Origin of the sequence: Roseibium polysiphoniae (assembly GCF_014842925.1) — a bacterium.
In the GTDB taxonomy this organism is placed as follows: domain Bacteria; phylum Pseudomonadota; class Alphaproteobacteria; order Rhizobiales; family Stappiaceae; genus Roseibium; species Roseibium polysiphoniae.
Map to the genome: position 1 here is coordinate 631,864 of NZ_JACYXJ010000002.1, position 23,385 is coordinate 655,248.

At 57.4% G+C, this 23,385-nt stretch carries 24 protein-coding genes and 1 tRNA gene; 5 read left to right on the plus strand and 20 right to left on the minus strand.

Annotated elements, in window-relative coordinates; genetic code table 11:
* Nucleotides 1-64 precede the first annotated feature (64 nt).
* From IG617_RS06605 to aptA, 9 genes are all read right to left on the minus strand, one after another.
* Complete coding sequence (locus IG617_RS06605) at nucleotides 65-1,210, minus strand: ABC transporter permease (RefSeq protein WP_192108408.1); 1,146 nt, start codon at nucleotides 1,208-1,210, stop codon at nucleotides 65-67.
* Nucleotides 1,207-2,130: an ABC transporter permease gene (locus IG617_RS06610; protein ID WP_192108409.1), complete on the minus strand. Its 924-nt coding sequence runs from the start codon at nucleotides 2,128-2,130 to the stop codon at nucleotides 1,207-1,209. The genes IG617_RS06605 and IG617_RS06610 overlap by 4 nt, the downstream gene beginning before the upstream one ends.
* Nucleotides 2,123-2,896 carry an ABC transporter ATP-binding protein gene (locus tag IG617_RS06615; RefSeq protein WP_192108410.1) on the minus strand — a complete coding sequence of 258 codons (774 nt, stop codon included), beginning with the start codon at nucleotides 2,894-2,896 and terminating at the stop codon, nucleotides 2,123-2,125. The genes IG617_RS06610 and IG617_RS06615 overlap by 8 nt, the downstream gene beginning before the upstream one ends.
* A complete protein-coding gene (locus tag IG617_RS06620) occupies nucleotides 2,896-3,681 on the minus strand; it encodes a hypothetical protein (protein ID WP_192108411.1) in 786 nt (261 codons plus the stop codon). Before IG617_RS06620 ends, IG617_RS06615 begins: the two co-directional genes overlap by 1 nt.
* 147 nt (nucleotides 3,682-3,828) lie before the next feature.
* On the minus strand, nucleotides 3,829-5,286 hold the full coding sequence (gene hydA, locus IG617_RS06625) for a dihydropyrimidinase (RefSeq protein ID WP_192108412.1): 1,458 nt from the start codon (nucleotides 5,284-5,286) through the stop codon (nucleotides 3,829-3,831).
* 115 nt (nucleotides 5,287-5,401) lie between these two features.
* Nucleotides 5,402-5,689, minus strand: coding sequence for a GIY-YIG nuclease family protein (locus IG617_RS06630; protein WP_192108413.1), 288 nt, complete (start codon nucleotides 5,687-5,689; stop codon nucleotides 5,402-5,404).
* 149 nt (nucleotides 5,690-5,838) lie between these two features.
* Nucleotides 5,839-7,095 (minus strand): Zn-dependent hydrolase, encoded by a 1,257-nt coding sequence (locus IG617_RS06635; RefSeq protein ID WP_192108414.1) that lies wholly within the window; start codon nucleotides 7,093-7,095, stop codon nucleotides 5,839-5,841.
* Between the two features lie 11 nt (nucleotides 7,096-7,106).
* Entirely contained in the window at nucleotides 7,107-7,394 is a 288-nt protein-coding gene (locus IG617_RS06640; protein ID WP_153769157.1) for a cupin domain-containing protein, read from the minus strand.
* 118 nt (nucleotides 7,395-7,512) lie between these two features.
* Entirely contained in the window at nucleotides 7,513-8,841 is a 1,329-nt protein-coding gene (aptA, locus tag IG617_RS06645; protein ID WP_192108415.1) for an omega-aminotransferase AptA, read from the minus strand.
* Between the two features lie 418 nt (nucleotides 8,842-9,259).
* Between aptA and IG617_RS06650 the strand changes: the two genes are divergently transcribed.
* From IG617_RS06650 to arfB, 3 genes are read left to right on the plus strand one after another with little or no spacing between them, the layout of a single operon-like run.
* Nucleotides 9,260-9,925 (plus strand): TetR family transcriptional regulator C-terminal domain-containing protein, encoded by a 666-nt coding sequence (locus IG617_RS06650; protein ID WP_338109943.1) that lies wholly within the window; start codon nucleotides 9,260-9,262, stop codon nucleotides 9,923-9,925.
* Nucleotides 9,922-10,593, plus strand: coding sequence for a TetR family transcriptional regulator C-terminal domain-containing protein (locus IG617_RS06655; protein ID WP_192108417.1), 672 nt, complete (start codon nucleotides 9,922-9,924; stop codon nucleotides 10,591-10,593). The genes IG617_RS06650 and IG617_RS06655 overlap by 4 nt, the downstream gene beginning before the upstream one ends.
* On the plus strand, nucleotides 10,590-11,057 hold the full coding sequence (gene arfB, locus IG617_RS06660; protein WP_192108418.1) for an alternative ribosome rescue aminoacyl-tRNA hydrolase ArfB: 468 nt from the start codon (nucleotides 10,590-10,592) through the stop codon (nucleotides 11,055-11,057). The genes IG617_RS06655 and arfB overlap by 4 nt, the downstream gene beginning before the upstream one ends.
* Nucleotides 11,058-11,163: 106 nt before the next feature.
* Here the strand turns inward: arfB and IG617_RS06665 are convergent, their stop codons facing one another.
* The 8 genes from IG617_RS06665 to IG617_RS21785 all read right to left on the minus strand — a co-directional run bounded on the left by IG617_RS06665 (nucleotide 11,164) and on the right by IG617_RS21785 (nucleotide 19,255).
* The gene (locus tag IG617_RS06665; protein ID WP_192108419.1) at nucleotides 11,164-11,730 is read right to left on the minus strand and encodes a regulatory protein RecX; all 567 of its coding nucleotides are present in this window, start codon (nucleotides 11,728-11,730) and stop codon (nucleotides 11,164-11,166) included.
* Nucleotides 11,731-11,762: 32 nt separating this feature from the next.
* Nucleotides 11,763-12,569: an MBL fold metallo-hydrolase gene (locus tag IG617_RS06670; RefSeq protein WP_192108420.1), complete on the minus strand. Its 807-nt coding sequence runs from the start codon at nucleotides 12,567-12,569 to the stop codon at nucleotides 11,763-11,765.
* Nucleotides 12,566-13,369, minus strand: coding sequence for a TatD family hydrolase (locus IG617_RS06675; RefSeq protein ID WP_192108421.1), 804 nt, complete (start codon nucleotides 13,367-13,369; stop codon nucleotides 12,566-12,568). Before IG617_RS06675 ends, IG617_RS06670 begins: the two co-directional genes overlap by 4 nt.
* A gap of 60 nt (nucleotides 13,370-13,429) precedes the next feature.
* Complete coding sequence (gene metG, locus IG617_RS06680) at nucleotides 13,430-14,986, minus strand: methionine--tRNA ligase (RefSeq protein ID WP_192108422.1); 1,557 nt, start codon at nucleotides 14,984-14,986, stop codon at nucleotides 13,430-13,432.
* A gap of 99 nt (nucleotides 14,987-15,085) precedes the next feature.
* Complete coding sequence (locus tag IG617_RS06685; RefSeq protein WP_192108423.1) at nucleotides 15,086-16,162, minus strand: DNA polymerase III subunit delta'; 1,077 nt, start codon at nucleotides 16,160-16,162, stop codon at nucleotides 15,086-15,088.
* Nucleotides 16,146-16,859: a dTMP kinase gene (gene tmk, locus IG617_RS06690; protein WP_192108424.1), complete on the minus strand. Its 714-nt coding sequence runs from the start codon at nucleotides 16,857-16,859 to the stop codon at nucleotides 16,146-16,148. Before tmk ends, IG617_RS06685 begins: the two co-directional genes overlap by 17 nt.
* A gap of 55 nt (nucleotides 16,860-16,914) precedes the next feature.
* On the minus strand, nucleotides 16,915-18,126 hold the full coding sequence (locus IG617_RS06695) for a D-alanyl-D-alanine carboxypeptidase family protein (protein ID WP_209008295.1): 1,212 nt from the start codon (nucleotides 18,124-18,126) through the stop codon (nucleotides 16,915-16,917).
* 79 nt (nucleotides 18,127-18,205) lie between these two features.
* A complete protein-coding gene (locus IG617_RS21785) occupies nucleotides 18,206-19,255 on the minus strand; it encodes a septal ring lytic transglycosylase RlpA family protein (protein WP_338109944.1) in 1,050 nt (349 codons plus the stop codon).
* Nucleotides 19,256-19,954: 699 nt separating this feature from the next.
* Here IG617_RS21785 and IG617_RS06705 point away from each other — a divergent pair.
* A tRNA-Ser gene (locus tag IG617_RS06705) sits at nucleotides 19,955-20,044 on the plus strand.
* 126 nt (nucleotides 20,045-20,170) lie between these two features.
* Here the strand turns inward: IG617_RS06705 and IG617_RS21880 are convergent.
* A complete protein-coding gene (locus IG617_RS21880; protein WP_192108426.1) occupies nucleotides 20,171-20,965 on the minus strand; it encodes an AraC family ligand binding domain-containing protein in 795 nt (264 codons plus the stop codon).
* Between the two features lie 138 nt (nucleotides 20,966-21,103).
* Between IG617_RS21880 and IG617_RS06715 the strand changes: the two genes are divergently transcribed.
* The gene (locus IG617_RS06715) at nucleotides 21,104-21,460 is read left to right on the plus strand and encodes a cupin domain-containing protein (protein WP_192108427.1); all 357 of its coding nucleotides are present in this window, start codon (nucleotides 21,104-21,106) and stop codon (nucleotides 21,458-21,460) included.
* A gap of 123 nt (nucleotides 21,461-21,583) precedes the next feature.
* Here the strand turns inward: IG617_RS06715 and IG617_RS06720 are convergent, their stop codons facing one another.
* Nucleotides 21,584-22,357 (minus strand): ATP-binding cassette domain-containing protein, encoded by a 774-nt coding sequence (locus tag IG617_RS06720; RefSeq protein ID WP_192108428.1) that lies wholly within the window; start codon nucleotides 22,355-22,357, stop codon nucleotides 21,584-21,586.
* Nucleotides 22,341-23,342 (minus strand): FecCD family ABC transporter permease, encoded by a 1,002-nt coding sequence (locus IG617_RS06725; protein WP_192108530.1) that lies wholly within the window; start codon nucleotides 23,340-23,342, stop codon nucleotides 22,341-22,343. Before IG617_RS06725 ends, IG617_RS06720 begins: the two co-directional genes overlap by 17 nt.
* Nucleotides 23,343-23,385: the final 43 nt, after the last annotated feature.

Sequence of the window (23,385 nt, forward strand, 5' to 3'; positions counted from 1 at the left end):
CAGGGTGGACCAGTCTGGCACTTGAAATGCGAAGACCGGCGCGTTTGCCCCGGCCTTTTTGATCTTATCCCCGGATGGATGGATGCCAGAATGTGACGGCCCGTTCGGCGAGGGCGATGAGGCCGTAAAACAGCGATCCCGCGAGCGCGGCGACTGCGATTTCCGCCCAGACCATATCCACATTCATCCGGCCGACTTCGGTCGATATCCTGAATCCCATTCCCACAATCGGGGTGCCAAAGAACTCGGCCACGATGGCGCCGATGAGAGCCAGTGTGGAATTGATCTTGAGCGCGTTGAAAATGAAGGGCATCGCCATCGGCAGACGCAGCTTGAACAGGGTCTGCCAGTAGTTTGCGGCATAGGTGCGCATGAGGTCGCGTTGCATGGCGTCGCTGGCGGCCAAGCCGGAAACAGTGTTCACCAGCATCGGAAAGAACGTCATGATGATGACGACCGCCGCCTTGGAGGGCCAGTCAAAGCCGAACCACATGACCATGATCGGGGCAACGCCGATGATTGGCAGGGCCGAGACGAGATTTCCAACCGGAAGCAGACCTCGCCGCAGGAACGGCACACGATCGACCAGGATGGCGATGATGAAACCTGCACCGCAGCCCATGACGTAGCCGATCAGAACGGCCTTCATGAAGGTCTGCTGGAAGTCTGCCCAAAGGATCGGGACAGAGGTGGTGAGGCGAAGCCAGATCTCGGACGGGGCCGGCAGCAGGACTTTGGGAACGCCCGCACCGGTTACGATCAACTGCCACAGGACAAGGATCGTGGCTCCGAAAAGCGCTGGAATGGCCAGGTCGATGAAGCGGCTCGCAAGCGGGGACATGCCCTTCCAGTTCGCCAGCCGCTCGATAAAGAGCCAGGCGGAGGCCCAGGTTGCTGCGGTCAAGGTCCAGAACCCAAGCGCGGCATCGCCGACATGCCTGCCTGCGGTGTCGATCAAGAGCCATGCGGCGGCAGCCGCCACGAGCCCCAGGATCAGATCGCCAACCTGGTTGCGCATGAAGCCAAGCTCGTATCGAACGCCGAGGATCGCGAGAAGCACCAGACATATCGCAAGTCTTGGAACTTCGGTGATTGCGAAATCAGGGCTGAAGACCGGGCTGAACAGCGCGATCGCGGCCATTGCGATGATGAACCAGGCAAGAAGAGCAGGAATGTCAAACCTGCGTTTGGTTGAGGCGATCATGCTCATCGTGCCATCCCCATGCGTTTCAGGGCGAGTGTCTCTATGACCCCTATCAGGGCGACCAGAGAGCCGGCCAGGAAGGCCGCCATCAGCAGGGCGGACCAGATTTGAACGGTCTGGCCATAGTAGGACCCGGCAAGCAACCGTGCGCCCAGGCCCGCAACGGCGCCGGTGGGCAGCTCTCCGACAATTGCGCCAACGAGCGAGGCAGCGATGCCGATTTTCATGGATGTAAAAAGATAAGGAACGGCGTAGGGAAAGCGCAGTTTCCAGAACGTCTGCAGCCTTGACGCACTGTAGGTGTGCATCAGGTCCAGATGAATGATCTCGGGAGAGCGCAACCCCTTCACCATGCCGACGGTGACCGGGAAGAAAGACAGATAGGTCGAGATCATCGCCTTCGGCAGGAGACCGGAAATTCCTACAGCATTCAGCACCACGATGATCATCGGTGCAATGGCAAGGATCGGGATGGTCTGTGAGGAAATCACCCAGGGCATGAGCGACTTGTCGAGCACCCGCGAATGAACGATGCCGATCGCCAGAACGATGCCGAGCGTTGTTCCGATCAGGAAGCCCAGCAGGGTTGTGGAGAGCGTGATCCAGGTGTGATAGACGAGCGATCGCTTGGAGGTGACCTTCTTGAGCACCGTCGTCTTGTAGATTTCCTCCACCACCTGGTGCGGTGCCGGCAGAACAGGCCGCTCCTGCGCCAGAGTATCACTCACAAGCTGTGTGAACGGTACATCCGTCTGTTTGGCCCGCTCGTAAATACCTTCTTGGAACGGCGTGTTCAGCGCCACCGCCGCGATGTACCAGATGCCGACGATGGCCAGCAGGATCACCAGGACAGGTCCCGTGGTTCCGGCCATGAGACCCGCAAACGGATTGGTGCTGCGGGTTGCGGGGAGGGCGGTGTCAGTCATCGTAGCTGTGCCCTGCCTTCAGACCTTCACGAACACGGTGAGCGATTTTCAGGAACTCGGGACTCTCGCGCATATCAAGCGTGCGCTCGCGCGGCAGATCGCTTTCAATCACGTCATAAATCCGGCCCGGACGCGGGCACAGCACCACGATTTTGGTGGAAAGGTAGACAGCTTCAGGAATCGAGTGGGTGACGAAAACCACTGTCTTGTTGGTTTTAGCCCAAAGCTGATGGAGCTGATCATTGAGATGATCGCGCACGATTTCATCGAGTGCTCCGAAAGGCTCATCCATCAAGAGCAGATCAGGCTCAACAGATAGGGCGCGCGCGATTGAAGCGCGCTGCTGCATGCCGCCGGAGAGCTGCCAGGGGAATTTCTTCTCAAAGCCGGCGAGATTGACCAGCTCCATGTTTTTGGCAATGCGCGCTCGTTGTTCGGCCTTGGAAAGCCCCATGATTTCGAGGGGGAGGGCAATGTTTCCCGCAATGGTGCGCCAGGGATAAAGGGCGGCGGCCTGAAAGACGTAGCCATAGGCTCGCTTCAGCCGGGCTTCATGCGGCGTCAGTCCATTGACGGTGATGGTGCCGGCAGTCGGTTGTTCCAGATCGGCAATCACGCGCAACAGGGTGGTCTTGCCACAGCCGCTTGGGCCGATAAAGGACACGAAATCGCCTTCATCGATCTGGAGATCAATGTCGGACAGGGCGTGTACCGGTCCATCATTGGTCTGGAACGTCAGCGATAGATTGTCGATATCGATGACCATTAATTTCCACCTAAAAGCGTCATAGCAAAAGAACCTAATGTCGCTGCATTTGCAGCGTAAGAAGACCAATTGCCAATATTCTTCGCCATTCTTTTCATACTTTCTCTGTATTTTTCTTTGTCGACTTCGTCGTCGAGGACTGCGTGCAACTCCCAAAACTTCTGAAAGATAATTCTATAAACATCCCAAAATTCATCCGGATCGTACTGATTTCTTTTCGAGATTATTTCTTTCAAATGATCAAAATGGAGATGGATAACTTTAGAAAAACGATCGTCAATCTTTCCGGTGCTAACAAGTACTTCTAAGACCTCAGTTGCATCATTCAATGATGCTCGCAGATCATCCGATGTGTATTCGGTAAAATTATTACTAGAAGAGACGTCTGAAATTGAGTCGATAATGGTCAAGTTAGCTTCATTAAACGTACGTCCAAGAACCGATCTAGCTGGCTGATCGGCTTGGGTAACACTGAGTGGAGCGCTCATCCCGTTCAATGTATTGATCCACCTTTCGCGAGTGCGTTCTCGCGTCAAAGGGATTTTTTTTACTTCATTTTGAGAACGATTTATTAGTTCTAAGAAGTGCGAAATCAAGGCTATATCGTTCTGAAACCCAATCTCTTTGGCTATTATCGGCAACGCCTCTTTCATAACGCATTCTTGGACTGGTTTGCCTTTCACGATTTTTGATTTTGAAACCTTCAAAACCTTTTCAATTAAATCGTGAAGCGTTGCGGTAGGTGAAGCCATATGTTCTCCTTCTCGCTCGTCTCCTTTTTCCATATGACCTCCGCAGGAAATAGAGTTTCTTGGTCTTCTCACTAAGCCTAGAAAGAAAAAGCATGAAATGTAGTAGAAGGCACCCCTTTCTCTAGTGTAAGGGGTGCCTTATGCGGTTAATTCCTAAATCGGATTAAGTTCAGCGAAGAGTCACACCCCGCTGGCCGGAATGCCGGTGCGTTCGACCTTGCGAGGGTTGGTGAGTTCCTTCCAGGTGCTAAGCGCCTTGCTGACAGCCGGGTAGGGTTCGCGCTTGACGAATTTGCCGTGGCCCTGTTCGGACTTCATCGTACCATCTTCCACAGCGACCTTGCCGCGGGTCAGGGTGTAGCGCGGCAGGCCCTTGACGGTCTTGCCTTCGAACACGTTGTAGTCGATGGCCGACTGCTGGGTGCTGGCAGAGATGGTCTTGGACTTTTCCGGATCCCAGACCACCAGATCGGCGTCTGCACCGACGAGCACGGCACCCTTCTTTGGATAGACATTCAGGATCTTGGCGATGTTTGTCGAAGTGACGGCGACGAATTCGTTCATCGTCAGGCGACCGGTCGACACACCATAGGTCCACAGCATCGGCAGACGGTCTTCCAGCCCCCCGGTGCCGTTCGGGATCTTGGTGAAGTCGCCGACGCCATAACGCTTCTGGTCTGTGGTGAAGGCGCAGTGGTCAGTTGCCACCACCTGCAAGGAACCGCTCGCCAAGCCAGCCCAGAGGCTGTCCTGATGCTGTTTGTTGCGGAAGGGAGGTGACATGACACGTCGCGCGGCATGATCCCAATCCTTGTCGAAATATTCGCTTTCATCCAGGGTCAGGTGCTGGATCAGCGGCTCGCCATAGACGCGTTTGCCAGCCTGGCGGGCACGACGGATGGCTTCGTGGCTCTCCTCACAGGAGGTGTGCACCACGTAGAGCGGGACACCGGCCATGTCGGCGATCATGATGGCGCGGTTGGTGGCTTCTCCTTCAACCTGTGGCGGGCGCGAGTAGGCATGGGCTTCCGGGCCGTTGTTGCCTTCTGCCAGCAGCTGGGCGGAGAGGTCGGCGACAACGTCACCGTTTTCAGCATGCACCAGCGGCATGGCGCCAAGAGCCGCGCAGCGCTTGAAGGACGCGTACATCTCGTCGTCCTGCACCATCAGGGCGCCCTTGTAGGCCATGAAATGCTTGAAGGTGTTGATGCCCTTTTCCTTGACCACGGTCTCCATCTCGTTGAAGACCTGCTCACCCCACCAGGTGATCGCCATGTGGAAGGAATAGTCACAATGGGCCATGGTGGACTTGTTGTCCCAGGCCTGAATGGCTTCCAGCAGCGACTGGTTTGGCGCCGGCAAGCAGAAGTCGACCAACATGGTCGTGCCTCCAGCCAGAGCCGCCCGTGTGCCACTGTCGAAGTCGTCGGCTGAGAACGTGCCCATGAACGGCATTTCCATGTGGGTGTGCGGATCAATGCCGCCCGGCATTATGTAGCAGCCGGTTGCATCCAGCGTTTCGTCGCCTGACAGGTTCGGCCCGATCTCGACGATCTTGCCTCCATCCACCTTCACATCCGCTACATAGGTCAGATCAGCGGTTACAACCGTACCGCCCTTGATCACCTTCGATGCCATTTCTGTTCCCCTTAGTTTTCAACTTTGTGTTTCATGCCGGCCGTTGGACCTTGTTTGTCCGCGGGCATCAGGCGCACCGGTCCCGGCCTTGAGCCGGGACCGGTGCGCCTGATGCCTATCGGTTCAAATCAGGATAAAGATCCCTCCAATCCGGGTTCGGTTTCTCAATCAGTTCGAACTTCCATTGCCGCCGCCATCGTTTGATTTGTTTTTCTTTTACGATGGCATCTGCGATGTCCGTGAATTCTTGATACCAGACGAGAGTCTTGCAGCCGTATGTCTCGCTAAACCCTTTAATCAGTCCATCCCGGTGCTCATATATCCGTCTTGCCAAGTCAGTGGTTACGCCCGTGTAGAGTGTTTCATATGGCTTTGAGGCCATTATGTAGACCCAGGCGGGCAATTCTGTGCTTCCTTCTACTGCCTTGACTCACCGATCCCGGATCTCCCATTGGTCGTCCGGGATGACGAAGGAGAGACTGCACCCAAAGCTCTCGTTAGTCATCCCGGGCGGAGACCCGGGATCGGTGAGCCAGCAGCCTGTCGTTCAGATCACTCAACAATTTCCGCCGTTTCGACGACAGCATGGAACAGCACGTCCGCGCCCGCGGTGGCCCATTCCTTTGAGATTTCTTCAGCTTCGTTGTGGGACAGGCCGTCGACACAGGGGCACATGATCATGGCCGTCGGGGCGACCTTGTTGATCCAGCAGGCGTCGTGGCCGGCGCCAGAGACGATGTCTTGATGGGAATAGCCGAGGCGTTCTGCAGCGGACCGAATGGCCGTCACGCAGCCCGGGTCGAATGTGACCGGGTCGAAGTGGCCGGCTTCCTCGATCTCAACGCTGAGACCCAGCTCTTCGGCAATCTTCGGTGCCTTTGCCTCGAATTCGGCCTTCATGCCATCAAGGGTCGCCTGGTCGGGCGAGCGGAAGTCGACTGTGAACACGACCTTGCCCGGAATGACATTGCGTGAATTCGGATAGACATCGCAGTGACCAATTGCGCCAACGGCCGCGGGCTGGTGTTTCATGGCGATCTCGTGAACAAGCTCGGTCATGCGGGCCATGCCGAGGCCGGCGTTCCGGCGCATGGGCATGGGCGTCGAGCCCGTGTGGCTGTCGCGCCCGGTGACCGTGACCTGGAGCCACCAGAGACCCTGGCCGTGGGTCACGACACCGATGTCCTTGCCTTCAGCTTCGAGGATCGGCCCCTGCTCGATGTGCAGTTCAAACATGGCGTGGATCTTGTCGGCGCGCGCGCCTACTTCCTCGTCGCCAACCCAGCCAATGCGCTTCAGTTCATCGCCGAAAGTCTTGCCTTCCGCATCTTCCTTGCCGTAGGCCCAATCCTGAGTATGGATGCCGGCAAAGACCCCGGAGGCCAACATGGCGGGCGCGAAGCGTGTGCCTTCCTCGTTGCTCCAGTTGGTGACAACTATGGGATGCTTGGTCTTGATACCGAGGTCGTTCATGGTGCGCACGACCTCCAGGCCGCCGAGGACGCCAAGCACGCCATCGTATTTTCCGCCTGTCGGCTGTGTATCCAGATGCGATCCCATATAGACGGGCAGGGCATCGGGATCTGTGCCGGGACGGGTCATGAACATGTTGCCCATGGTGTCGACGGCCATGGTCATGCCAGCATCTTCACACCACTTTTGAAACAGCTTGCGGCCTTCCGCATCTGCGTCGGTCAGCGTCTGGCGGTTGTTGCCACCAGCGACACCCGGGCCGATCTTGGCCATGTCCATCAGGCTGTCCCAGAGCCGGTCGCCGTTGATCCGAAGGTTCTCACCCGCAGCTGCCATGTTGTTATCTCCTACTTCAACTCTGTTTCGACAAACGACATCACTGCCGTTCCGCCATTGATGACATTGTGTTCGACGCCTTCGTCGCGCCGATAGACCGTTCCGGCCGGGATCAGCACCTCATTCGTTTCACCATCGGGCAACTCAAGCACCATTTGGCACTCGGTCAGCGTCGTGATGACATAGTCCATGCCGTGACGATGCCAGCCCGTCTCTGCGCCCGGTTCAAAGTCAAACCGGGTCACCCGGACGCGGGCATCATCGATCAGCATTTCGGCGGTGGCTGCAGGTCGGGTCATGATCGTTGTTCCTCATTCACGCGTCGGAAGATGCCATTCCAACCGGCCTTTTTCCTGCAGACAAGGAGACAGGCCGAACAATTTAGCTGGCCAGACTTGTCTTCCTCACGTCCCTTCACTAGTCGATGGCATTCAACACTGACCGCAGCGTGCCGAACAGCTCGTCGATCTGGGCTTCGGAAATGATCAGCGGCGGCGACAGGGCGATGATGTCACCGGTGGTGCGGATCAGAAGGTTGTCGTCATAGGCCTTCAGGAAAGCGGAGAAGGCGCGCTTGGTCGGTTCTCCTGCAATCGGCTCAAGCTCAATCGCCCCGATCAGGCCGAGATTGCGGATGTCGATGACATGCGGACAATCCTTGAGGGAGTGCAGGCCGTCTTCCCAATATTGCGCGAGGCTCGCGGCGCGGGTCAGGAGACCTTCTTCCTCATAGGTATCCAGTGTCGCAAGTGCCGCGGCGCAGGCAACCGGATGGCCCGAATAGGTGTAGCCATGGAAGAGTTCGATCAGGTGGTCCGGACCATCCATGAAGGCGTCATAGATCTTCTTGGCGCAGAAGACGGCGCCCATTGGAATCACACCGCTGGTGATGCCCTTCGCGGTGGTCACGAGATCGGGCACCACGTCGAAATAGTCGACGGCGAAAGGCGTGCCCAAGCGGCCAAACCCGGTGATAACTTCGTCGAAGATAAGCAAGATGCCGTGCTGGTCACAGATTTCCCGCAGGCGCTTGAGATAGCCGAGCGGCGGAATCAGAACGCCGGTTGATCCGGCAACCGGCTCGACGATCACCGCCGCAATGGTGGATGCATCGTGGAGCTGAACCAGGCGGATCAGCTCTTCGGCATATTCGACGCCGTTCGTCGGTTCACCCCGGGAAAATGCGTTCCGGCTCAGGTCATGGGTATGAGGCAGGTGGTCGATACCGTTCAGCATGTTGCCGAACTGCTTGCGGTTGGCAACGATGCCGCCCACCGAAATGCCGCCAAAGCCGGTTCCGTGATAGCCGCGTTCACGGCCAATGAAACGCGTACGCGTTCCCTGACCAATCGAGCGCTGGTAGCCAAGCGCGATCTTGAGCGCCGTATCAACGCTTTCCGAACCAGAGTTTGTGAAGAAAACATGGTCCAGTGGGGAGGGCATCATGGCTGCCAGACGGGCAGCCAGCTCAAAGGCTTTTGGGTGGCCCATCTGGAACGCCGGCGCATAGTCCATTTCAGCGATTTGCTTCTGGACGGCTTCCACGATCTTCGGGCGGCCATGTCCTGCGTTACAGCACCAAAGACCTGCCGTACCGTCTAGAACCTGACGGCCATCGCTGGTGGTGTAATGCATGTCCTTTGCGCCGACGAACATGCGCGGGTTCTGCTTGAACTGTCTGTTCGCCGTATAGGGCATCCAGAAGGCTTCGAGATTGTTGGTCGCGTTAGATGCCGACGTCGACATACGTCCTCCTTGCGGCGCCTTTTCCGGGAACGCCGACTGTGCTGGTTATTCCTGGCTCGGAGGGGCGGCGCCTTGGGGATGCCGGGCAGGGCGTTGAAAAGCGCGCCCGGCTTGAGGCGCCAGGACCACCGTCCGGGCTGTTCCCACTTTGACCCTTCCTGCAAGCTGCGTCAGCTCTTTTTGAAGGGTCGGTCTTGTTTCTCTGGATCGGTGCCCGTTTGCAGGCTACCGGGGCCACTCGGCCCATTATGTTTATCTCTCGGCTCCGGCTTTCTTGCCGTTGGCCGCCATGGTTGCTACCCATGAGGAACGGTTTTGAAAACCTGACCGTTTGGTCAAGTGAACGTTATGAAGACTTGACCAAACGGTCAAGATGATAATTCAATCGGCATGATGAATTTCTAACCAGTGGATGCCAGTGTCCAAGACGACAACAAAAAGCGCAACCCGCGCCGAGAACGAGCGGCTGATACTAGAAGCGGCGGAAAGCGTTTTCGCCGAATACGGTTTCAAAGGGGCAACCACCGGGATGATTGCAGATCATGCCGGACTGCCGAAAGCCAATCTTCATTACTATTTTCCGACGAAACTGGCTCTGTATCGGCAGGTGGTGGAGAATATCTTCCGGATCTGGCTTGAGGCGGCCAACACGTTCGATGATTGCGATGATCCGGAGGAAGCCCTGACACGCTATATCAATGCCAAGATGGATATCTCGCGCTCCCATCCCATGGGATCCAAGGTCTGGGCCAATGAAATCCTCCATAAGGCCCCTGTAATTCAGGACTATCTCGAGACGACGCTGGGGGAGTGGACCGACACCCGGATTGCTGTGATCGAACGCTGGATCGCGCAGGGCAAGATGGCGCCGATTGACCCACGTGGATTGCTTTACATGATCTGGGCCACGACCCAGCATTACGCGGACTTCAATCACCAGATTGATACACTCAACGACGGCAAACCCCTGAGTGATCAGCAGTTTGCCAAGGCCAAGCAGACCGTGGTTTCGATCATTCTGGCGGGCGTCGGCATCCGGCCGGCGAGACTGGTCGTGAACGATGCGATTGGGGAAGGGGCATGACCGGCCGCATTGGACATGCGCCCAAGGGGCTCAGCCGGATCCAGGAGCGCAATCGATCGCGAATCATCGAGGGTGGGCTGGCCGAGTTTTCCCGCTTTGGCTATTCGGGGACCACGATCGAAAAGATCGCCGTCGCGACCGGCATGTCGAAATCGAACCTCCTGTATTACTTTTCCTCCAAGGCGGCGATTTACGAAGCGGTTCTGGCGCACATTCTTGACGTCTGGCTTGCACCGCTGCGCGGACTGGACCCGGAAAAAGACCCGGCAACAGAGCTCGCTGCCTACATCCATCAGAAAATCAAGATGTCGGCAGAACTTCCTGAGGCGTCACGATTATTTGCCAACGAAGTACTGCAGGGCGCTCCACGCATCCAACGGGTTATGGAGGAGGATCTCAAGTCTCTTGTTGACGAGAAATCCGAGGTCATCCGGCACTGGATCCGGGCAGGTAAGCTTGAAGCAATCGACCCGGTGCAGCTGATTTTCACGATCTGGGCGATGACGCAGCACTATGCCGATTTTCAAACGCAGATTCAGATCCTGACCGGCAAGACGCTCGATGACCCGGACTTTCGCCAGGAAGCCGAGACGACGGTTACACGGCTGATCCTGCGCGGTTGCGGCCTCGAGCTCAAAGACGGCACTGGCCAAGGAGACGCGCTATGAGCCCACTTGGCGATGAGGCCCAAGAGACGACAGTCTCAGGGAAAATCACGGTTTTGGGCAAGGTTCATATCCTCGCGTCTGATCTCCATGAGGATTTTATTCGCGCCTCCGGTCCTGGCGGACAGAACGTCAACAAGGTTTCCACGGCCGTCCAGCTTCGTTTCGCTCTTCAGGGCAACGAGACGCTGCCCTCCGACATCAAGGCGCGTGCCTCGCGGCTGGCTGGCAGCCGGCTGACGCTCGGTGGCGAGATTGTCCTTCAGGCCGACCGTTTCCGAACCCGTGAGCGCAACCGCGAAGATGCACTGGAGCGCTTGCTCGAGCTTCTCAGAAAGGCGTGTGAACGCCCAAAGGTCCGACGTCCGACCAAGCCGACACTTGGGTCCAAAAAACGCCGGCTTGAGAGCAAGAAGAAGCGGGGCTCGATCAAGAAACTCAGAGGCCGCGCGCCCGGCATGGATTGAAACCGCCGAAAGCAAGCGGCAGGGCATATCCCAACCAGACACTCCCATGCCACCAACGCAATGCGCATAATGTATATTATGGAATATTATTATATGTGCTAGAATCCTAGGTTTCCGGCTCCAGGTCTTCTGACGAGCCGTCGACAATCTGGCGGGCCATGTCGAAGTTGAAGCCAGCGCGGCAGAGCGCGGCCATGTCCTTGTCACGATAGTCAGCGCGTGCGCCTTGCGTACGCCACGGGCCGAGCCTGCGCCGCCGGGCGAATATGACGGCGGCTTCGAGATCACTCGTATCGCTTTGTTCAAGTGCCTGGGTCACGATTTCGCCGGATACGCCCTTGGATCTCAGCCTGGCTTCGATCTGACGTTGCGATCGGCCACGCCGTCTTTGGCTGGCCACCTTGGTCTCGGCAAAGGTGACATCATTGACCATTCCAGTGCGCTGGCACTTTGCAACAACGGCTTCGATCATCTCATTGAACTCGGCGGGATCGCGTTCGTGAAAATGAGCGGCGCGCATCACCTTGCGTTCAAGGACACGCTGCAGGTTCGCTGCGGAGGAGCTGTAACGATCTAGATAATGGATAGCGGATCGTGTCAGCCGCTCTTCGGTCGGGATCTTGTAGCGCTTGCCGGTCGCTCTGCCGCCATTTTTGTCTTCCCGCTCTGCCATAGCCTGACCCTGCGTTTCGCCTTTTAAACGCTTCAAAGCGTGCGCGTCAGGACCATACCATCATATGCAGGAATGACGGACGTTGGCAGCTTTGACCGCAGTTTCTCATAGTCCAGATCGTTGTGGAGATCGGTCAGGATCGTTTGCCGGGGTTTCAGATCATCGGCCCAGGCAAGAGCATCGGCCAGGTTGAAATGGCTTGGGTGCGGGTCGCTGCGAAGGCAGTCGAGAATCCACACATCAAGGTCTTCAAAGCCGCCGCGCGCACTTAGCGGAATGTCTGATACATCCGGCAGATAAGCAATGTTCTCAAACCGAAAGCCCAGGGATTTGATATCACCATGCTGGACCTCAATCGGCAGAAACTCGATAGGTCCGCCCTCGCCGACGATGGCCACCGTTTCCTGATCGGCAAGCGAAAGGCGTTCCAGGATAGGCGGATAGGACGAGCCTGCGGGCGTGGTGAAGCAGTATCCGAATGCGCTTTGTGCACGGATATGGGTCGTCTCATCCATGTAAACGGGAACCTTGCGGCGATAGCGGATGGCGAACATTCGAAGGTCGTCAATTCCATGCAGATGATCGGCATGGGCGTGGGTGTAAAGCACTGCATCGACATTTTGAACATTGTGCTCGAGCATCTGTTGACGCAGATCCGGGCCCGTATCAATCAAGACTGACGTCTTACCCGCTGTTGATATGCGTTCGACCAGCAACGAGCAGCGCAGACGGCTGTTCTTCGGGTTCAGAGGATCGCAAGCGCCCCAGTCATTGCCGATACGAGGTACGCCGCCAGACGATCCGCATCCCAGAATTGTGACCGTCAGCGTATCGCTCATGCCAGTCCTTCGCCCGTGTGAAACGACTTGGGCACTTTGGTGAACAAGCGGAAGAAATTGTCCGTTGTCTGAGCCGCGATTTCTTCCAGTGAAATACCGCGCGTTTCGGCAAGGACCGCCGCGGTCATGGCCGTGTAGGCAGGCTCGTTGCGCTTGCCTCGACGTGGCTGCGGCGCAAGATATGGTGCGTCGGTCTCCACCAACAGACGATCAGCTGGAAGGTCCCGGGCAATCGCCCTGATGTCCTCGGATCTTTTGAAGGTCAGGATGCCTGAAAAAGAGACGTAGAGCCCCAGATCAACGGCCCTCAGCGCAAGGTCGCGGCCTGAGGAAAAGCAGTGGAGAAGTGCGGGGAAAACCCCCTTCCCCATTTCCTCTTCCAGGATTGCAGCCATGTCGTCATCCGCATCGCGCGAATGGATCACGAGCGGCAGGCCGGTTTGGCGCGCGACCTCGATGTGAATGCGAAGACCTTCCGCCTGGGCGTCTCTTGGGGCCTTGTCGTAGAAGTAGTCGAGACCGGCTTCTCCGATCGCCACGACCTTGGGGTGCTGCGCCAGGTCGATGATCTCGCACGCGGGAATGCCGCGTTCTTCGCCCGCCTGGTGAGGATGCGTACCGACCGAGCAAAAGACATTGTCGTATTGCTCGGCGACAGCTTTGATCTGATCGAATTTGCGGACCCTTGTGCAGATCGTCACCATCAAGTCGACACCGGCTTCGCGCGCGCGCGCGATCAAGTCGTCGCGTTCACCGTCAAAATCTGGGAAATCCAGATGGCAATGGCTGTCTACAAGCATGGGGTCCGTTGTTTCTCGTCAGGGCAAAAGTGACAGCGAGTCAAATAGGGTGACAACGTCTCACGCGCCAGAGGGTTCTGGCTCGACATAGCGCGGGAAAGCGCCTTCAGGCTTGGGAATTTCACGGCCAGGCGCCAGTCGATGCTCTGCTCCGAGCTTGGCAAAGTCGCGCTCGTCCTCGCTCAGGGAGAGATTGTCGAGAAGCTTCGCGGCAGCTGTCGGCGTGACGGGTTGTGCCAGGATGGAAACCTGACGCACGACCTCGGCCGTCACATAAAGGACTGTTCCCATGCGCTCGGGATCGGTCTTCTTCAGCGCCCAGGGTTCTTGAGCGGCAAAATAGCGGTTGGCTTCAGCGACACAGTCCCAGACGCAAGCAAGGCCGGCATGGATTTCCTGCTTAGCGAAAGCGCTGCGGCAAATCTCGAGCATGGCGTCAGCCTGACCAAGGATCGCCTTGTCCTCTTCGGTGAAGGCGCCTGGAGCCGGCAATTTGTGATCACAGTTCTTGGCAATCATCGACAGGGAGCGTTGCGCCAGATTGCCGAGATCATTGGCGAGATCCGCGTTGATCCGGTTGACGATCGCCTCGTGGCTGTAGTTGCCGTCCTTGCCGAAAGGCACTTCGCGCAGGAAGAAATAACGAGTCTGGTCAAGACCATAGGCCTCAATCAGGTTGAACGGGTCGATCACATTGCCGATGGACTTGGACATCTTCTCGCCCTTGTTGAACAAGAAGCCATGGGCAAAGACGCGCTTGGGCAATTCCAGGCCAGCGGACATCAAAAACGCTGGCCAATAGACGGCATGGAAGCGGATGATGTCCTTGCCGATGATATGGGCATCAGCAGGCCAATATTTCCAAAGCGGATCGGTTTCGTCGGGAAAGCCGAGACCGGTGATATAATTCGTCAGGGCGTCAACCCAGACGTACATGACATGCTTTTCGTCGCCTGGAACCGGCACGCCCCAATCAAAAGTGGTTCGCGAAATGGACAGGTCCTTGAGACCGCCCTTGACGAAGCTGACCACCTCATTGCGGCGCTCATTTGGACCGATGAAGTCGGGTTGATCGTCATAGAGCGCCAGGAGCCTGTCTTCATATTCAGACAGCTTGAAGAAGTAGCTTTCCTCTTCCACCCATTCGACGGGCGTGCCCTGAGGTCCATAGCGGACACCGTCGTCCCGGACTTCCGTTTCACTTTCCTGATAGTAGGCCTCATCGCGGACGGAATACCAACCGGAGTAGCTGTCCTTGTAGATGTCGCCGTTGGCGGCCATACGGCGCCAGATTTCCTGGCTCGCCTTGTGATGGCGCTCCTGGCTGGTGCGGATGAAGTCGGTGTTGGTGCAGCCAAGGGCCTCGACCATCGCTTCAAACCGGTCAGAGTTGCGGTCCGCGAGTTCAGCCGCCGTGATGCCTTCCTTCTGTGCCGTTTGCAGCATCTTCTGTCCATGCACGTCCGTGCCGGTCAGGAAGTACACATCCTTGCCATCGAGCCGTTGGAAGCGCGCCATGGCGTCTGTGGCAATCGCTTCATAGGCGTGGCCGATGTGCGGCGCACCGTTCGGATAGGAAATGGCGGTCGTGATGTAATAGCTTTGTCGGTCGGTCATGACGCTCTTGATTGATTTGCCCGAAGTGTCTGAAAGGAAGGGAGATGAACTCCAATTGCGGATATGGCTTGAACCGAAGCCGCCGGTGTCGGCGATGGATCAGGCGGGCATTCGCATGACCTTTGAAAGGTTCCGGAACACGTCAAGGACTACCTGTTTTCTGTCGAGATTGAGCGCATCGGTATCGGCCGCCGCGCGGTTCATCTTTTCCCACAAGTCGGCCCAGCTGACAAGCCGCCCGGGCGCGCTCGTCGCATCTGCCTTCATGCGCCCGTGAAGCCATTGCCGCGCGATATGGAGGAAACTTTCCCAATTGTCACGTTGGCCTCGTGCAGCAACAAGATCACCGAGACCATGAAGTGCGATTACATCAACCTCGGGCGCTTTTTCTGCAAGAGAAATGAAGCCCTTGTTGATGGCAAGACCATCGCCGGACAATAGCGTTAGTGCCGATCTCAGACTTCCATCCGCAAAGCCGACGAGAGCAGACAGCCCGTTGGCGTCGGGCAAGTCATCCGGACTGAGACCTCTTAGCCCATTGACAATCTCGTCTTTGCCCAGCGGCTGCATGTCTATCCGCCGGCACCGAGAGCGGATGGTCGGCAGCAATCTGCCAGGCGCGTGGGACAGGACTAGGAAGAGGCATTGAGCGGGCGGCTCCTCAAGAATTTTGAGGAGCGCGTTGGCAGAACTGATGTTCATGTCATCAGCCGCATCCACGATGCAGACCCGCCACGCCGAACTTGATGCGGTGGTGCCGAAAAAGGAAACGGTCTTGCGGATCTCATCCACCGGGAGCTCAGTCTTGAACCGTTTGCTTTTTTCGTCCCAAGGACGGCGCAAATGCAAAATGTTGGGGTTGGCCCCGGACGCAACTTGTCGAAAGACCGGGTGATCCTCCGGCAGGGAAAGATCCTGCGCGGCCGCAACGGCGGTCCCAAAGCGGTCTGGATTGGCAATGGCAAAGCGGGCGAACCGGAAGGCCAGCGTTGCCTTGCCGATGCCCTTGGGCCCGCCGAGGATCCACGCGTGATGCAAGCGCTCGGACCTGTAGGCGTCGAGCAATTGGCGTTCGGTTTCCTGGTGACCGACAAGGAGCCCGCGCTCACGTGGCAGCGGAAGACCTGGCAGCGCATCAACTTCCGGCGTGTCCTTGATTTCAGGCGCTCTGGCCATGCGCTTGCGCCCCCACGTTTTCGCCTACCGTTTCGTCCGAGCCGCGATCATTCGTGCCCAACTCGGCAAAGTGATTCTGGACCGCGGCCCAGATCGCCTTTTCAACCGCCTCCGTGTCCTGGCGGCCGTCAATCACCGCAAAGCGCGCGGGCTCCCGGCGCGCCAGGTCCAGAAAGAGTGCACGGCGGCGTTCATGAACACCCACATCATCGATCTCAAACCGATCCGGACCACCGGTCGAGACCGTTTCCGAGCGGGTTTTGACCCGGGCAAGCCCAACATCGGCGGGAATGTCGATCAAAATGGTGAGATCAGGGCGCATGCCCGCAACCGCGGCCGTTTCGAGCAGATCAAGATAGGCAGGATCCACCCCGGCTTCACCCTGATAAACCCGCGTGGAGTCTGCAAACCGATCGCACAGCACCCACTCACCACGCACAAGAGCAGGCTCAATGGTGCTGTCGACGTGGTCTGCACGAGCGGCGGCAAAGAGCATTGCTTCGCCGCGCGGTCCGAGATCCTTTGCATCGCCGGACAGGAGCATGGTTCTGATCTTCTCTGCACCAGGCGAGCCACCCGGTTCCCTGGTCACGACGATGCTCAGGCCAAGCTTGGAGAGGCGCTCCTTCAGCCGTTGGATCTGGGTGGATTTGCCAGCCCCTTCCCCGCCTTCAAAGGTGATGAAACGGCCTTTCAAATCTGGTCTCCCTGACCCATGCTTGCAGTCATCTTCACAGGCGCTGACATCGCGCTTAGAACCAGCCGAAGAGTAGTTCACTCAGGCCGTCCAGTGCCCGCTCCGTGGTGTCTCCCGGCTCGACAGCCGAGGCCGTCGCCAGCTTTGTCCGGTGTACGATCCCGTCCTTGCCCACAACACGCAGCTCACCGACGATGTCTCCAGCCTTAACGGGAGCCGCCAAGGGACCCGAATAAACAACCCTGAGCCTATAGTCCAGCGTTCCGCCGAGAGGCAGGAGCACATCAACATCTGATGCTGCCTGGAGCGGCACGTAAGACTCGCGCCCGCCGAAAACACGCGCCTGAGCTATTTCATCGCCGCGCTGGAAGAGGGTCTGAACCTGGAAGTAGTCCCAGGCACCTTCAACGACCTCACGCATGGCGGTTAGCCGGTTTTTGTCACTGGATAGACCGGCAACGACTGCGATTACACGACGGCCGTTGCGCTCAACCGAAGCGAGGCCCGCATGGCCATCCGAAGATTGTCCAGCGCCAAGTCCGTCGAGCTGCCGGATTTCGCCAAGAAGCGGGTTCTTGTTGCGCTGATAGATCTTGTTCCAGGTGAATTCCGGCTGGGCAAACAGGCCGTAATGGTCTGCGTGTTTGTCCAAAATGACCGTTGCCAGTCCGGCCAGATCGCGCGCCGTTGTCTTGGCGTCCGGTTGCCCTTCGTCTGGCGCAAAGCCGGTGGGGTTGATGAAATGGCTTGATGTCATGCCGATCGTCTCGGCGTAGGCATTCATGCGTTGTGCGAAGGCTTCCTCTGATCCATCAAGGCATTCGGCAAGGATGATGGCGGCATCATTTGCATTGTGGACCAGCAGACCGGCGAGCAGGTCTTCCACGGCGATCTCGGACTTGATCGCGGCAAACATCGTCGCCCCGCGTGAGGGCGCACCGCCTGTTCGCCAAGCATGTTCGGACACCTTGCAAAGGCTTTCTTCTCGCACATCCTCGGTGGCGAGCGCCTCGAAGACCGTTGCGGCTGTCATCACCTTGACCAGCGAGCCGGGACCAAAAGCCTTGTCCGCATCCTTGGCAAAAAGAACTGTTCCGTTTTCAGGGGCGGAGAGAAAGGCAATCGGCGCGCGGGTCGCGAGCGTTTCTGCAAATGCAAACGTGGTTGTAGCCAGGGCCGTGCAGCTAAAGAGAGCGGCGGCGAAAATACGGATTAAAGGCATCCTGAATGAAACGCGGCGCAAAGCTTGCGGCATCATTACAGTCATCGCTCCCGTTTCCCTGGCGGCTGATTCAAAACCTGCCAAAAAGGTCGCCCGAACCAGGGTTCAAGGCAAGAGCTATTTGTCAGCCGTCGGCTTGGGCTTTTGCGAGAAGTTTCAGGGCCATGCCTTGGGAGGACTGGGTGCTCAACACGCCATAAGCAGCGTCAATGCGCGATTTGGCTGCGAAGGAAGAAATGGCGCTGCCGGAAACCAGTGTCCGCGGCGTGCCTGGAGCAGGCACGCGCAGAACGCCAAGGACGCCTTCGGCTGGCGCTGTCACAGGCTCAGCATAGGCGGCCGGCGCCGGATCGTTTGGCGCTCCGGTAAAGGTATTGGCCGATGCCACCTGGATTGTGGAGGTGCTGGTTTCAAACGCGATCGCCGGATCGAAAGCGACACGATAGTTCGGTGTCGCAGGGCTGCCCGCGGACGCGAGGACCGTTGTTGTTCCATAAGGACGCGGAGCCGGCGCGGGCGCTGGCCCGAACACCGGAGCCACAGGCTCTGCGCTGGCGAAGAGCGTGCCGGGGACCGTGCCGCCCGGAGCAACTGAGCCTGGTCCGCTGAAGGAGGCCAGAAGATAGCTCTCGTCCTGGCCATCGATCCTGGCCTTGCCCATGTATTCGACTTTTACCTTACCGACGCCCTGATCCTTGGTTCCGAGCATGGTCGCGACGCGTTCGGACAGGTCAATCACCCGGTTGCCGTGGAACGGTCCGCGGTCGTTGACGCGAACGATCATGGACTTGCCATTGGAAACGTTGGTCACACGGGCATAGGAGGGAAGCGGCATGGTCGTGTGGGCAGCGGTCAGTCCGTTACGATCGAAGATTTCGCCATTCGCAGTCTTCCTGCCGTGGAAGGTCGGACCATACCAGGATGCCAAACCCGTCTTCTTGTAGTTCGGTTCGTGCTTCGGATAGTACCATTTGCCGGCGATCTTGTACTTCTTGCCAACCACGTAGCGACCGCCGCCCTTTGGCACGGGCTTGCCAGCGGCCACGACCTTCGGGCTTCCCTTCACGCCATATTTCTTGGGGCTGAACTTTGCCTTGGGTTCTGGTGACGGGGTTGATCCACAGGCAGCCAGAAAGCCGGCAGCAGCGACGACAAGAAGGACGTTGCGAAACACTTTAAATCCATTTTCCGGAGACAATCGTCTAGGTACGGTGCGCAGCTCAGCACTCGCGCCGGGCGAGACATGGTCCCTGCCCCACGCGCAACTTGATCGGTCGTCCGCAGCCAAAGCGCTGCGCAGATCGCCCATCCCCTGCATCCTGCCGTCCTACTCACTACGCGCCGGCGGCCCCGTGCACACGCGATTGTTTACTCGTAAACTCAACTGGATGACCCAGGCGGTCCATGCAGACCAACCTTGTGCCACCCTTGCGCCCAGCCCCCGCCGAGGCGCATGAAGATCACTTAAAGCGGATCTTTCTTAACCCATCCTGAAGAACGCGTCGAGTTTAAGCATCTCAATCAAGAGATTCGTCCACCGGAAGGCGTTCGTTGCGTCAGGTTAGTGCGCGAGTTGTCTCTCCTCTCCCACAGCCTATCGTCCCAGATGTGACATCGATCACAGTCGGAGCGCCTCTCGCCTCCTAGTCTTCACTCAGTTGCCGGGGCGGTTGCCCACACGCTTCCTGCAGCAGCTGGATTTCCAATCCAGATTTCGACCGCCGATCCACACCCTGCCCACGACATCGGATCGGCGGTCGCTCTTATACGCGGTGCACATCACCTCAAAACCCGTTTTCCAAAGACAGTTTGAAGCTGGTTCTCAAGGCCACTTGACAAGTCTGTCTGAAAGCTGGAAACGGGGTGAGCTGCCGGAGGGGTGGCAGAGTGGTCGATTGCAGCGGTCTTGAAAACCGCCGAGCGTGCAAGCGTTCCGTGGGTTCGAATCCCACCCCCTCCGCCATTTTCCATTAAAATTTGCGTTGCCAGAACAGATGGCTTTAACCGAGCAACCAACTCGCTTTTTTGAACATCGACGCGAGCTTGCTTCTAGCACCATGGGTGTATACCGGTTTCGACGGATTTCTTCTTAAGAAGAATGCAGAAGGCGTTGCCAATGACCTGGAGAAACTCCGTAGCTCGCCTTAAATCGCCGTGTCATATGCGATTGGTCGCTAAACCCTTGCTTCATGGCGGCGTCGACTAAAGTTGCACCAGTTGCAATGTCAGCCCGAACCCGATCCAATCGACGCATCGTCAAATGCCTGTATGGGCTGGTTCCGAACGCCTTTCTAAATCGACGAGCCAGCGAATACCGATCCAGTCCCGTAACCTGCTCAAGCTGTTCGGAATCGACTATTCGATCAAGATTTTCGTCGAGATATTCCCGCGCAAGGTTTGTCGCTTTCTGGTCAATCAACGACCCTTTTGTTCGCTGCGCAGACTTGTCGTTTGCAAGCAACCCGTCCGCTATCAATACGGCCAGCTCGTCCATCGCAACCGCTTCGAGCGATCTGTCCATATCATTGAACGCAGCATGGATCGCACGCATCAAACACGGGTCCGTCAGAACCGCATCCCGCAAAAATGGAAGTGCGCTTGCCGTTGCCCCTAAGGCGCCGCGGATCAACGATGGTTCAATATACAGCATCCGGTAGTGGAACCCATCTTCCGTTCCGGCTTCGCCTGTATGAATCTCGTCAGGGTGTAGAACAATCACCTTTCCCGCAACGCTATCGGAACGCCCGCCACGATAATCGAAGCTCTGCACGCCTTTGATTGTGTACCCGATGGCGTAGGTGTCGTGGCGATGTGGGGCATAAGCCTCACCAGAGAAATAGGCCTCAATCCTATGAATGCCGGCCTGCCAAGGGGCTGTCGCCACCCAATCATTTGCGCACGATCGTTCAAGACCCGGTGTGAGGTTGTGTGATCTTAGGCTGCCGTATCGTCGTTCGTTTTCGATCGGAAATCTCCTGAGGACTTCGAAAGCACATTCGTAACAACAAGAAGGAAATCAACTATGAAATCCATCAGTCTTGACGAAAAGCTGACGCATTTTTCAACTCATTGGGACCCTCATGTGATCGCGGACTACAACGACAATGAGGTCATGGTGGTCAAGTTTGTCGGCGAGTACCCATTTCATAAACACGAAACCACAGATGATTTTTTCTATGTGTTGGAAGGTGAGATGCAGATGGACATCGAAGGGGAAACATCACGGACCGTTAAGGCAGGCGAGTTGTTAATCGTTCCAAAGGGCGTTGTTCATCGACCAAGGGCTGAGAGTGAGGTGAAAGTGCTTCTGATAGAACCCAAAGGGGAACCTAATTCGGGCGATTCAGATCGCGAAGCAGCCCCAAAGACCCGTATTTAGAAATTGCAGTGCCTGGGCGACGATGCTCGGTGTTGGTGGATGGATGCTCGTTGCGCCAATCAGATTCATCTATGGCCCGCGCAGCATTTAAATACTGAGCAGCCTCAGGCCCCTTAGTGCTGCCTATTGCGCCGCCGCCGACTTTGAGAACGCCAGAACCGGGCGATTGAGCTGTGCGGCAAAATTCGGATGTACAGCGACCTGAAAGACCGTCTCGATCACGTCAGGCACCAGCACCTCACTGGGTTCGCCGAAAGCGACCAGTTTCCCTCCATGCAATACCGCAACGCGGTCGCAGGCAAAGGCGTGATTGAGATCGTGAACCGCCATAGCCACTGTCGATTTCTGGCGGATCACCCAGTCGATGATCGCTATCTGGTGTCGGATGTCCAGATGATTGGTTGGCTCATCCAGCAGGAAGATTTGTGGCGTTTGGGCGAGTACGCGTGCGATATGCACTCTTTGCTTTTCGCCACCGGAGAGCGTGTTGAATTGCTTCTTGCCATAGGCGCTGATCGCCATTTCGGACATGGCGGTCTCAACAATCCGGCTGTCCTCCCCTCGAAAGGGCGACAAAAGCGAAAGCCAAGGGGTACGTCCAAGCTTGACCGCATCTTCGACGGCAATTGCATCCGTCGTGCCGGCCTCCTGAGAGACAAAACCCAACCGCTGTGCCAGATTCCTGGGAGATAGATCACACAACCGGTCTTTGCCGATCGTCACCTGTCCTTGATCGGCGCAAATATGTCCGGCCATCACGCGCAGCAAGGTGGATTTTCCCGAGCCGTTTGGTCCGATGAGCGCCAAAGACTGGCCGGACGCAATATCCAGCGAGACGTCCTGAAGGATCGGCTTTCCCTGAATGGACAGGGAGATGTCTTCAACCAGAATGCGCACGGGAACTCCGAACCAGAATGACGGCAAAGGCCGGCGCGCCGACGAGGGCGGTCACCACCCCTATTGGCAACGTTTGACCGGGAATAAGCACGCGGGAAACGATGTCGGCCATAATGAGAAAGACGCCGCCTGCCAGCGCCGCCGCAGGGATCAAAACGACATGGCGCACGCCAACCAGAAACCGCGCAGCATGAGGGACAACAAGGCCAACAAATCCTATGGCACCGGAAAGTGAGACCATGATTGCCGTCAACAGTGCTGTCGTACCAATGAGAATCGTCATCACGGCACTGGTTCTAATACCCATGGATTGTGCGGCCTCCCGGCCAAAAGTCATTGCGTCAAGGGCACGAAAGTGGCCGAAGATAACGCCCAGACCGAGCATTGTGACCGGTACAGCGAGATAGACGTCTTGCCATCTGCTGCCGGACAGGTTGCCCATCATCCAAAAAATGATTGCCCGCGCCTGATTGGCGTCGGCAGACTTTGCGATGATAAGAGCCGTCAATGCATGAAACAGCTGGGCGCCCGCCACGCCAGCCAGCAAGAGTGCAAGGCTTGATGTCGCGCCTGCTCCCTCACCTTTCGCCATGCGGGCAAGAAAGGCGACAAACCCAAAAGCCATCAAGGCGCCGATAAAGGCTCCACCAGACAAGGAGAGGACGCCTGCCCCAAAACCAAGGATCGCGACACTGACTGCACCCGTTGAGGCGCCGGCCGACAAACCCAGAATATAGGGATCGCTCAAGGGGTTGCGCAAAAGCGCTTGCAGAACGACCCCGCTTAGCGCCAGTGATGCGCCACAGGCCATCGCCAGGATGGCACGCGGGAGCCGGTAGCTCCAAAGAATGCCATGGTCAATCGGATTGACCTCAGGCGCGGAATAGCCGAACTCCAATTTCAGCACATTCCAGATTGTCGGCAATGGGATAACGGTTTCGCCGATCACAAGAGCCGAGCCAACCGCCGCGAGCAAAATTACCATGGCTCCAAAAAGCGAAACGGCGGGCGCGAGCCCGCCGAAGGTC

Excerpts from the sequence above, each read along its gene's own strand:
- IG617_RS06605 (WP_192108408.1), bottom strand. The coding sequence starts at position 1,210 with ATGAGCATGATCGCCTCAACCAAACGCAGGTTTGACATTCCTGCTCTT.
- IG617_RS06610 (WP_192108409.1), bottom strand. The coding sequence starts at position 2,130 with ATGACTGACACCGCCCTCCCCGCAACCCGCAGCACCAATCCGTTTGCG.
- IG617_RS06615 (WP_192108410.1), bottom strand. The coding sequence starts at position 2,896 with ATGGTCATCGATATCGACAATCTATCGCTGACGTTCCAGACCAATGAT.
- IG617_RS06620 (WP_192108411.1), bottom strand. The coding sequence starts at position 3,681 with ATGGAAAAAGGAGACGAGCGAGAAGGAGAACATATGGCTTCACCTACC.
- hydA (WP_192108412.1), bottom strand. The coding sequence starts at position 5,286 with ATGGCATCGAAGGTGATCAAGGGCGGTACGGTTGTAACCGCTGATCTG.
- IG617_RS06635 (WP_192108414.1), bottom strand. The coding sequence starts at position 7,095 with ATGGCAGCTGCGGGTGAGAACCTTCGGATCAACGGCGACCGGCTCTGG.
- IG617_RS06640 (WP_153769157.1), bottom strand. The coding sequence starts at position 7,394 with ATGACCCGACCTGCAGCCACCGCCGAAATGCTGATCGATGATGCCCGC.
- aptA (WP_192108415.1), bottom strand. The coding sequence starts at position 8,841 with ATGTCGACGTCGGCATCTAACGCGACCAACAATCTCGAAGCCTTCTGG.
- IG617_RS06655 (WP_192108417.1), top strand. The coding sequence starts at position 9,922 with ATGACCGGCCGCATTGGACATGCGCCCAAGGGGCTCAGCCGGATCCAG.
- arfB (WP_192108418.1), top strand. The coding sequence starts at position 10,590 with ATGAGCCCACTTGGCGATGAGGCCCAAGAGACGACAGTCTCAGGGAAA.
- IG617_RS06665 (WP_192108419.1), bottom strand. The coding sequence starts at position 11,730 with ATGGCAGAGCGGGAAGACAAAAATGGCGGCAGAGCGACCGGCAAGCGC.
- IG617_RS06670 (WP_192108420.1), bottom strand. The coding sequence starts at position 12,569 with ATGAGCGATACGCTGACGGTCACAATTCTGGGATGCGGATCGTCTGGC.
- IG617_RS06675 (WP_192108421.1), bottom strand. The coding sequence starts at position 13,369 with ATGCTTGTAGACAGCCATTGCCATCTGGATTTCCCAGATTTTGACGGT.
- metG (WP_192108422.1), bottom strand. The coding sequence starts at position 14,986 with ATGACCGACCGACAAAGCTATTACATCACGACCGCCATTTCCTATCCG.
- IG617_RS06685 (WP_192108423.1), bottom strand. The coding sequence starts at position 16,162 with ATGGCCAGAGCGCCTGAAATCAAGGACACGCCGGAAGTTGATGCGCTG.
- IG617_RS06695 (WP_209008295.1), bottom strand. The coding sequence starts at position 18,126 with ATGACTGTAATGATGCCGCAAGCTTTGCGCCGCGTTTCATTCAGGATG.
- IG617_RS06715 (WP_192108427.1), top strand. The coding sequence starts at position 21,104 with ATGAAATCCATCAGTCTTGACGAAAAGCTGACGCATTTTTCAACTCAT.
- IG617_RS06725 (WP_192108530.1), bottom strand. The coding sequence starts at position 23,342 with ATGGTAATTTTGCTCGCGGCGGTTGGCTCGGCTCTTGTGATCGGCGAA.